The sequence below is a fragment of the Rhodoferax sp. UBA5149 genome, assembly GCF_002413825.1.
In the GTDB taxonomy this organism is placed as follows: Bacteria; Pseudomonadota; Gammaproteobacteria; order Burkholderiales; family Burkholderiaceae_C; genus Rhodoferax.
The window spans coordinates 498-8,969 of record NZ_DHXT01000063.1 but is presented as its reverse complement, the minus strand read 5'-3'; the positions used below and the strand labels follow the sequence as shown (position 1 = coordinate 8,969).

General features: G+C 62.3%; 4 protein-coding genes and 1 pseudogene. 3 read left to right on the top strand and 2 right to left on the bottom strand.

The window, feature by feature from the left end; genetic code table 11:
- Nucleotides 1–119: 119 nt before the first annotated feature.
- Nucleotides 120–1,829, top strand: coding sequence for an AMP-binding protein (locus B3V69_RS05090; protein ID WP_296444397.1), 1,710 nt, complete (start codon nt 120–122; stop codon nt 1,827–1,829).
- Here B3V69_RS05090 and B3V69_RS05085 read toward each other — a convergent pair.
- Entirely contained in the window at nt 1,819–3,354 is a 1,536-nt protein-coding gene (locus B3V69_RS05085; protein ID WP_296444394.1) for an ATP-binding protein, read from the bottom strand. The genes B3V69_RS05090 and B3V69_RS05085 overlap by 11 nt on opposite strands.
- 137 nt (nt 3,355–3,491) lie before the next feature.
- Between B3V69_RS05085 and B3V69_RS05080 the strand changes: the two genes are divergently transcribed.
- Together B3V69_RS05080 and B3V69_RS05075 are read left to right on the top strand one after the other, a co-directional pair.
- On the top strand, nt 3,492–4,394 hold the full coding sequence (locus B3V69_RS05080; protein WP_296444403.1) for an EamA family transporter: 903 nt from the start codon (nt 3,492–3,494) through the stop codon (nt 4,392–4,394).
- 72 nt (nt 4,395–4,466) lie between these two features.
- Nucleotides 4,467–8,120 (top strand): bifunctional diguanylate cyclase/phosphodiesterase, encoded by a 3,654-nt coding sequence (locus tag B3V69_RS05075; RefSeq protein WP_296444392.1) that lies wholly within the window; start codon nt 4,467–4,469, stop codon nt 8,118–8,120.
- Nucleotides 8,121–8,157: 37 nt separating this feature from the next.
- Here B3V69_RS05075 and B3V69_RS05070 read toward each other — a convergent pair.
- Nucleotides 8,158–8,472: pseudogene (locus tag B3V69_RS05070) on the bottom strand (excinuclease ABC subunit UvrA); the annotation flags it as partial.

Here is an 8,472-nt window from a genome sequence, read left to right as displayed (position 1 = left end):
GTGTGTTGCCAAAAATGCAATGAAAGGCTATCGTGAGAGGCCTTATTGCAAACCGATATGACTTTGGTTCCGCCGTGGCGCAGACTGGGGGTCGCGGACCGGCTACAGGAGGTATCAGCATGGAAGAGTTGTGGTTGAAAAATTACCCACCAGGCATTGCGGCCGAGGTGGACGTCTACGAGTTCGCTTCACTCAAGGATGTGCTGCGACATAGCTGCGAGCGCTTTGCCGACTTGCCCGCCTACAGCAATATGGGGGCGTCGATCACCTACGCCGAACTCGACCAGGCGAGCCGCGATTTCGCCGCCTACCTGCAAAACTCCCTGTCGCTGCGGCGCGGTGACCGGGTGGCGATCATGAGCCCCAACCTGCTGCAGTATCCGGTGGCCCTGTTCGGCGTGCTGCGGGCCGGCCTGGTGGTGGTGAACGTCAATCCGCAGTACACCGCGCCGGAGCTGGAGCACCAGCTCAAAGATTCGGGTGCGGTGGCCATTGTGGTGCTGGAGAACTTTGCCCACACCCTGCAGGAAGTGCTGGACAAGAACCCGGCGCTGGAGCTGACCGTCATCACGACGGAGGTCGGCGACATGTTTCCGGTGGTCAAGGAGCTGCTCACCAATGTGGTGGTCAAGTACGTGAAGAAGATGGTGCCGGAGTGGAAGATTGCGGGTGCGATCGAATTCAATGCCACCTTGCGCACCGGGCATGCGCAAACCTTGCACCACGTACCGCTGGGCCATGACGACATTGCTTTTTTGCAGTACACCGGTGGCACCACCGGTGTCGCCAAGGGCGCCGTGCTGACGCATGGCAATATGGTGGCGAACCTGCAGCAGGTGGGCGCGTGGATCGCGCATGACCTGCTGGACGGCAAGGAGGTGTTCGTCTGCCCCTTGCCCCTGTACCACGTCTACGCGCTGAACTCCAGCCTGGTGTTCATGAAAATTGGTGCGCACGCCATCCTGATCACGAATCCGAGGGACATGCCCGCCTTTATCCATGATCTCAAGAAGTACCCCCTCACCGCCATCATCGGCGTCAACACGCTGTACCGGGCGCTGCTCGATAGCCCTGAATTTGCCGAAGTGAACACGCGTACCCTGAAGCTGGTCAATGCCGGTGGCATGGCGGTGCAGCGCGTGGTGGCCGAGCGCTGGAAGGCGGCGACCGGCGTGCCCATCATCGAATCCTATGGCCTGACCGAAACCTCGCCGGGCGCGATGTCCAACCCGTTGAACATTGAAGACTGGACCGGCACCATCGGCATGCCGTTTCCGTCCACGCAAGCCACCATCCTCGACGAGAGCGACAACGAAGTTGCGCTCGGCGAGGTCGGCGAAATCGGTGTCCGCGGCCCGCAGGTGATGACCGGTTACTGGAATCGGCCCGACGAGACCGCGAAGGTGTTTACCCGTGACGGCTGGCTGCGCACCGGCGACATGGGCTTCATGGACGAGCGCGGCTACTTCAAGATCACGGACCGCAAGAAAGACATGATCATTGTGTCGGGCTTCAAGGTCTTTCCGAACCAGATCGAGGATGTCGTGGCGCTGCACCCGGGCGTGGCCGAGGTGGCGGCCATCGGCGCGCCCGACGAGCGCTCCGGCGAGGTCGTCAAGATCGTCGTGGTCAGGAGCGACCCGACGCTGACGAAAGAAGCCTTGCTGGCGCACTGCCGACAACACCTGACGGGCTACAAGGTGCCCAAGATCGTCGAGTTCCGCACGGAGCCCCTGCCCAAGACGAACCTCGGCAAAATCCTGCGTCGGCAGTTGCGCGAGGCCCCCGTTGCGGCGGACGCCGGTTCGACGGCCGGGGCTATTGGTTGACGGGCAGATGCACGGTAAAGCGTGTGCCCTGGCCCAGTTCGCTGGCCACCTCGATGCGCCCGCCGTGCTTGGCCACGATGTTGTAGGACAGCGAGAGCCCCAGACCAGTGCCTTTACCGACCGGTTTGGTGGTGAAGAAGGGCTCAAAAATACGGTTCAGGATGTCGGGCGCAATGCCGGAGCCGTTGTCCCCAATTTCGATCCAGACCCAGTCGTTTTCGCAGCCGGTGCGGACCGTGATGACGCCGTTGTCCTTGATCGCGTGCGAGGCGTTCACGATCAGGTTCATGAACACCTGGTTGAGCTGTGAAGCCAGGCATTTCACCTGAGGCAGCTTGCCGTATTCCTTCTTCACAGTGGCCTTGTACCTGAACTCGTTGCTGGCAATCGTGAGCGTGCTGTCAATGCCGGCGTGCAGATCGGCATACTGCCAGTCGGTCTCGCCGATGTGGGCGAAATCCTTGAGGGACTGAACGATGTCGCGGACCCGTTTGAGGCCGTCCAGGGATTCCTTGACGAGTTCGGCGACGTCTTCCTTCAGGAATTCATAGTCGGCCTGTTTCTTGAGTTGACCAAGGGTCGCCTTGAGATCCTCTTGCCCGGACATCCGCTGGACGGTCTGGTCAACGCTGTCGGTGAGCTCGCACAAGGTGTCTACATAGGCGCGCAGTGCCCCCATGTTGGAGTTGATGAAACCGATCGGGTTGTTGATCTCGTGCGCAATGCCGGCCGCCAGCTGGCCGATGGAGGCCATTTTTTCGGATTGCAGCAATTGGGCTTGCGCTTCCTGCAGCTGATTGATCAGTCGCTGTTGCTCTTCCCCCTTCTTTTGCAGCGCCTCTTCCATCTGCTTGCGATCGGTGATGTTGGTCAGCGAGCCCACCACTTCCAGTGGATTGCCGTCGGCGTCACGAATCAGGCGCAGCGTGTCGTGCATCCACAAGTAGCGACCGTCGTGCGCGCGAAAACGGTATTCATACGCTTGCTGGCCTTCGGTAAAGATCAACGCGAAACTGGAGAAGATGGTGGGCACATCATCGGGGTGGATGTGGTCAAACCAGAAGCTCGGGTCGGCCACCATTTCCTCTGGCCGGTAGTCCAGCACCCGCAAGGCGTTGTCGCTCACGAAGGTCATGGTGCCGTCACCGGTGGGCACGCTGCTGTAGATGATGGCCGGGGTGTTGGCAATCAGGTACTTCAAGCGCGCGTTTTCCCGGCTGAGTTCCGGTTCGACCGCGCCGCCGTGGGTCAGCGTGTCGCTGGGCGCGGCGTCCGGTGTGGCCCGCACCGTGCTGAACAGCTGCTGCAGTTGCCGGGCCAGCAGCGTCAGCCGGTCGTTACCCTGGAGCGGCAAAGGCGCATCGAAATTGCCTTTGACCGCCGCATTGACGGCGGCGCACAGGGCGAGAAAGCGCTCGTTGGTCGAGGCCACGCCGTCGGCCTGGTGTGCCCCCTTGGGTGGTGCCGCGGTCGTCGGGCTCGCTGGCGCGGCGTGCTGGCCAGATCCAAAATCTTCGAACTCCATGGTCAACTCCATCCGACGGGTATCTTCGTGCATTGTCACGCAAATTGGTCGTGACAAGAGGGACAAAAAAACAGCACCGCAATTAAGGGATGAGCCGGACTGAACAAGGTCATGCGGTCTATCTGACAATAGGCGTCATGAAAAGCACGCTCTCGCTGAGACACTTCCTGCTGGCACTGGCCGTGGTGGCCGTGTGGGGCACCAACTTCGTGGTGATCAAGCTCGCCTTGGGCCACATGCCGCCTCTTTTGTTCGCCACCTTGCGTTTCGGCGTCGCGGTGCTGCCGACCATCTTCATTCTGCCGCGCCCCAAGGTGCCGTGGCGCAACCTGGCCGGCTACGGCCTGCTGATCGGTGTCGGCCAGTTCGGCTTGCTGTTTGTCGCCATGAACGGCCACATCTCGCCCGGTCTGGCCTCGCTGGTGATCCAGATTCAGGTGTTCTTCACCATCGGACTGTCGATGCGTTTGTCGGGCGAACGGCTGCAGCGCGTTCAGTGGCTGGCGCTGGTCATGGCGACGGCCGGCATTGGCATCATCGTGCTGCATACCGATGGCACGACGACGCTTCTGGGCCTGGGTCTGATCGTGCTGGCGGCGCTGTCCTGGGCCGGCGGCAACATCGTGGCGCGCGAGGCTGGACGCGTCAACATGGTGGCCTATGTGGTGTGGTCCAGTGCCTTTGCGGTGCCGCCGCTGGCGGCCCTCTCGGTGCTGATCGAAGGCTGGGACGCGGTGTCGGCCGGTGTGCGTGGCGCTGACGCGCTGGCCTGGGCGGCCGTGGCGTGGCAGGCCTGGGCCAACTCCCTGTTTGGCTACGCCGCCTGGGGCTGGCTGCTGGCGCGTTACCCTGCCGCCACCATCACGCCGATGGCGCTGCTGGTGCCTCTGTTTGGTATGGGCGGCGCGGCGCTGTGGCTGGGCGAGGGCTTGCCGGCCTGGAAGCTCGGCGCCGCGGCGCTGGTGATGGGCGGGCTGGCCCTGAACCTGCTGTGGCCGCGATGGCGTCGCTGGAGCCGCCGCCGTCCGCTCGCGACGTGAATATAAGGGGTTATACCGATCTGCCGGATCGTGAATAATGTGTCATCATGGTTGATCGCACGGCCTGCCACCATGACACCCCGCACCGCCACATCACCGTTTTCACGCAGCCTGCGCATGGCTGTGGCACTGGCGTGCGCCCTGATCGCTTTGTTTTCCGTTTATGTTTATTCGGAAAAGCAGATTGACCATGCCAACGAGCGGCGTTACCAGTCACGCCTGCTGGCCGACGAATTGCGTCAGTCTTCCGATGATCTGACGCGCATGGTTCGCACCTATGTGCTCACCGGCAATCCCGTCTACAAACAGCACTACCTCGATATCCTCGACATTCGGGACGGCAGGAAACCGCGGCCGGTCCATTACGAAGGCATTTATTGGGATCTGGTGACGGCCGGCGGCGCCGCCGCCCGGCCCGACAGTGGCGTCAAAGTGGCGCTGCTGACGATGATGCAGCAGGCCGGATTTGAGGAAGATGAATTCCGCCGATTGGCGCAAGCCAAGGCCAATTCGGACCGGCTCACCCATATCGAGTTTGCGGCCATGGCGCTGATCGAATCTGCCGGCCCCAATGCCGACGCCCGCCGCCTGCGGGCCAGCCAGATGCTGTATGACGCTGATTACCTCCAGGCCAAGGCCGGCATCATGCAGCCCATCAACGAATTTTATGAGTTGACGGACCGGCGCACCCTGCGGGCTGTTCATGAAACCGAGCGCAATGCCACCTTGCTGCGCACGGTGTTTGTCTTCGTGGGGCTGGGGTTGCTGCTGGTACTTTGGCGCGTCTACAAGACGCTGCGCACCACGCTGGGTGGGTCTGTCGGCGAGGTCCACAGGCAAATCACCCGCATTGGCCGGGGCGACTTCACCGATGCCATTGGCCTCGCGCCGGGCACGGACGACAGTGTGCTGGGCTGGCTGGCCCGCACGCAGCGTCAGCTCAATGACATAGAGCAGGCGCACCAGGCGTTGGATGCCAAACTCCGGCGCCTGACCCAGCTCTACGCGGCGCTCAGCGAGTGCAATCAGGCCATCGTGCGTTGCACGAATGAGCAAGAACTGTTTGAGATAATATGCCGGACTGCGGTCGACAACGGCGGCATGACGATGGCGTGGATTGGCCTATTGGCCCCGCCAAGCCGAACGGTCGAGGCGGCGGCATCGTACGGCGCGGGTGTTGCGTATCTGAAGGGTATTCGCGTCACGGTGGATGCCGACGATCCGTTTGGCCAGGGCCCGGTCGGCACGGCGATCCGCAACGACCAGCCGTTTTGGTGCCAGGACTATCAGGGCGACCCGGTCACGGCGCCATGGCACGCGCAGGGCGCCGAATATGGCTGGGCCGCGTCTGCCGCCGTGCCGCTGCACCGTCATGGTGAGGTGACAGGCGTGTTGTCGGTGTATGCCGGTGAGGTCGGTGCCTTTGATCCGCAGGCGCAAAACCTGCTGCTCGAAATGGCGTCGGATATAGACCATGCGCTCAGGAACTTTGATCACGAGGCCGCGCGGGGGCAAGCCTGGCAAATGGATATCTTGCGCAACTTCATGCTGGAGCGCCTGACCAGTGACATGCTCTTGCCGCGGATACTGAACGATTTCGTCCTCAAAATTGAGGAGGCCGTGCCGGACGCCTTGTGCTCCGTGTTGTTGCTCGATGACGAGGGTCAGCACCTTCGCCTGGGTGCCGCGCCTCATCTGCCAGATTTCTACAACGCCGCCATTGATGGGGTGCAGATTGGGCCCCAGGTGGGTTCTTGCGGCACGGCCGCCTTTACCGGCCAGCGCGTCGTCGTGGGGGATATCGCGACCAGTCCCTTGTGGGTGGACTACAAGGCGCTGGCACAGCAGGCCGGGCTCGGCGCCTGCTGGTCGCAACCGATTCGCTCGGGCAGCAACCAGGTGCTGGGAACCTTTGCGATCTACCACCGGACGCCGGTCATGCCGTCGACCCATGCGCTCGAACTTATCGAAATGGCCGCGGATCTGACGGCCATTGCCATTGAACGCAAACACAACGAGGTGCAATTGCAACTCGTCGCCAAGGTGTTTGAGCAGAGCAGTGAAGCCCTCATGATCACGGACAGCGAACGCCATATGGTGCGGGTCAACCGCGCGTTTAGCCGGATCACCGGCTACAGCGAAAGCGAGGTACTGGGCCGCGATGCAAACCTGCTCTCCTCGGGGCGGCACGATGCTGCTTTCTACAAATCCATGTGGGAGTCCATCCATACCCACGGGCAGTGGCAGGGCGAAATATGGAACCGCCGCAAGGACGGCACCGTGTACCCGGGCTGGCTGTCGATCAGCGCGCTGCGCGACCGCAGCGGGGCCGTGACGAACTACGTCGGCATCGCCACCGACATCAGCAAGCACAAGGAGGATGAGGCGCACATCCGGGTACTGGCGGACTTTGACCCGCTGACGGGCTTGCCCAATCGGCGCTTGCTGCAGGACCGGATTGACACGGCCCTGAGCCATGCCCAGCGCCAGGGTGAGCCGCTGGCACTGATGTTCCTGGATCTGGATCGTTTCAAGAATGTGAACGATTCGCTGGGTCATCACGTGGGCGACGCGTTGCTGATTCAGGTGGCGCAACGCCTGAAAGCGGTGCTGCGCGAACAGGACACGGTGTGCCGCGTGGGCGGGGACGAGTTTGTGCTGCTGTGCACGGCTACGGACGCCGATGGGGCCGCCCATGTCGCGAAAAAGTTGCTGAAGAGCAGCACGCAGCGCCATCAGATTGATCAACAGGAACTGGCGATCACTTTTTCCATCGGAATTGCCCTCTATCCCACCGACGGCAACACCTTCGAGGCGCTGTCGATGAGCGCCGACGCCGCCATGTACCGTGCCAAGCAGGCCGGCCGCAATACGTTTCGCTTTTTCACGGCGCAGATGCAGGTGCAATCGGCCCGCGCCCTGCAGCTGGAAAATGGCTTGCGCCGGGCCCTGGAGTTGCAGCAGCTGCATCTGGTGTATCAGCCGCAGATGTCGTTGCATGACGGCCGAGTGGTCGGCATGGAGGCCTTGCTGCGCTGGCAACATCCCACGCTGGGCTCGGTGTCACCGGTCGAATTCATACCGATCGCGGAGGAAAGCGGGCTGATTTTGCCGATCGGCGAATGGGTGCTCAGGACCGCCACCCGACAGCTGCGGGCCTGGATGGATGCCGGCTTGGCGGTGCAGCAAATGGCGGTCAACCTGTCGGCCGTGCAATTTCGCGATGCGAACCTGCCGGAGCTGGTGACGCAGGTGCTGGCCGAGTCCAATTTGGGGTCGCAGTGCTTGGAGCTTGAGCTGACCGAGGGCGTGGCGATGAACGACCCCTTGGGCGCCATGGCCGTCATGAACGAGCTGCACCAGCGCGGCGTGCGCATCTCGATTGATGACTTTGGCACCGGCTACTCTTCGCTCAGTTACCTCAAGCGTTTTTCCGTCTACAAGCTCAAGATTGACCAGTCTTTTGTACGCGACATCACGGACGACCCGGACGACAAGGCGATCGTCGTCGCCATCATCGCACTGGCGCGCAGCCTGGGCTTCCAGACCATCGCCGAAGGCGTGGAGACGCAGGGCCAACTGGCATTTTTGCGCGAACAGGGCTGTGACGAAGTGCAGGGTTATTTCTACAGCGAGCCCTTGCCGGCCGACCGCTTTGAGGCGTTTGTGCGGCAGTATGCGCTACGGGACGCTGGCGATCCGCTGTCCGCCGGGATGGTCATCTGACGCCTTGCGTCAACTGGGATCGGCCGCTTGGCGTCGGTCACAGCAATCGTTTCAGGTAGCGCCCGGTGTGGCTGGCCGGATTGGCGGCAATGTCTTCGGGCGTGCCCACGCCCACCACGGTGCCGCCGCCGGCGCCGCCTTCGGGCCCCATGTCAATCAGCCAGTCGGCGGTCTTGATGACGTCCAGGTTGTGCTCGATCACCACGATGGTGTTGCCGGCGTCGCGCAACTGGTGCAGCACTTTGAGCAGCAGGTCGATGTCGGCAAAGTGCAAACCCGTGGTCGGTTCGTCCAGAATGTAGAGCGTGCGTCCGGTGTCGCGTTTGCTGAGCTCCAGCGCCAGCTTGACGCG